This window comes from Phytohabitans kaempferiae, from assembly GCF_042433955.1.
GTDB lineage: Bacteria > Actinomycetota > Actinomycetes > Mycobacteriales > Micromonosporaceae > Phytohabitans > Phytohabitans kaempferiae.
This window is the reverse complement of the sequence record NZ_JBHLUH010000116.1, coordinates 1-1,405: the sequence shown is the minus strand read 5'-3', so window position 1 is coordinate 1,405 and position 1,405 is coordinate 1. Positions and strand designations below refer to the sequence as shown.

Below are 1,405 nucleotides of genomic sequence, written 5' to 3'. Positions count from 1 at the left end.
GACTGGAGTTGCAGGACGAGCGCGACTCTGATGATCTTTCGGGTGTCTACGCCAGAAGATCGTCTCAGGAGCCGCGCTCGTGTCGTCATCTTCCCCGATCGGCCCCGTTGTTGACCACCTCGCCGATCTGGCGCTGTGGGAAGCCGAACTCGCCGTGGGTTCGGTCGGCGCGGAATCGGCGGTTGCTGACCCGTTGTCGGTGGCGTCGCCGCTGCTCGACCGGCTCCGGCAGGTACCCGACCCGCGTCGGTTACGAGGACTTCGACACCCGCTGCTGGTCATCTTGGTCCTGACCGCCTGCGCCACGTTGGTGGTGGGAAACGACTCCGTGACCGCGATCCGGCAGTGGGCGGCCCGGACCCCACAGGATGTCCTGCACCGCATCGGGGCCCGGTACAACCCGCTACTTCGCCGGTACACGGTGCCCAGCGAACGCACCTTCCGCCGAGTCCTGGCCGGCCTGGACGGCGATGCCCTCGACACGGCGACCTGCGGATACGCCGCCGACGTCGTGCGTGGCGACGCGCCGTCGCCGGTCATCGCCGCCGGCGACGACGAGCCGGCCGAGCGTGAGCAACGCCGCGCCACGCTACGAGCCGTGACCCACCCGGCGCCGGCCGGGCTGCTGCCCGCCGCCGCGATCGACGGGAAACTGTTGCACGGCAGCCGCACCCCGACCGGGCAGGTGTTCCTCGTCGCTGCGGTCACCCACGACCGGGCGGTAGTCCTGGGTCAACGCCAGGTCCCGGACAAACGCGGCGAGACCGCGGTGATCGCCGACCTGCTGGCACCCCTGGACGTGGCCGGGATGATGCTCACCCTCGACGCGCTGCACACCACGAAGAAGACCGCCCGCCTGATCACCGGGCCGCTGAAGGCCCACTACACGCTGATTTTGAAGGGAAACCAGCCCCTCGCGCTCCAGGCCGCCCAACGGCTGCTGTCCGGTACCGACACCGAGTTCATCGACAGCATGGACGTCACCGCCGACCGGGGACACGGGCGTACCGAACGCCGGACCCTGCGCGTCGCCGCCTGCAACGACACGCTGTTCCCCGGCGCCCGGCAAGTCTTCCGGCTGCGCCGTGACACCGGCGGTCTCGACGGTGTCCGCACCAGTAAAGAAATCATCCACGGCATCGTCAGCATCGGCGCCGACCAGGCCAGCCCGCAACACCTCAACGCCTACGCCCGGGGACACTGGGCCGTGGAGAACCGTCTACATTGGACCAGAGACGTGACCTTCCACGAAGACAATTCCCAGCTGCGTACCGGTACCGCCCCGCGGGCCGTGGCCAGCTTCCGCAACCTTTCCCTCAACACCATCCGCCTCGCCGGACGCGCGAACATCGCCCACGCCCGCCGTGACCTACACGACCGCACCGACACCTTCGCCGTCTACGGC

General features: G+C 69.1%; 1 protein-coding gene. It reads left to right on the top strand.

Going from position 1 to position 1,405, the window contains the following annotated elements:
- Window positions 1–79 precede the first annotated feature (79 nt).
- Window positions 80–1,405 (top strand): ISAs1 family transposase (locus ACFFIA_RS42465; RefSeq protein WP_377263003.1); only part of this gene is annotated, 1,326 nt, incomplete at its 3' end.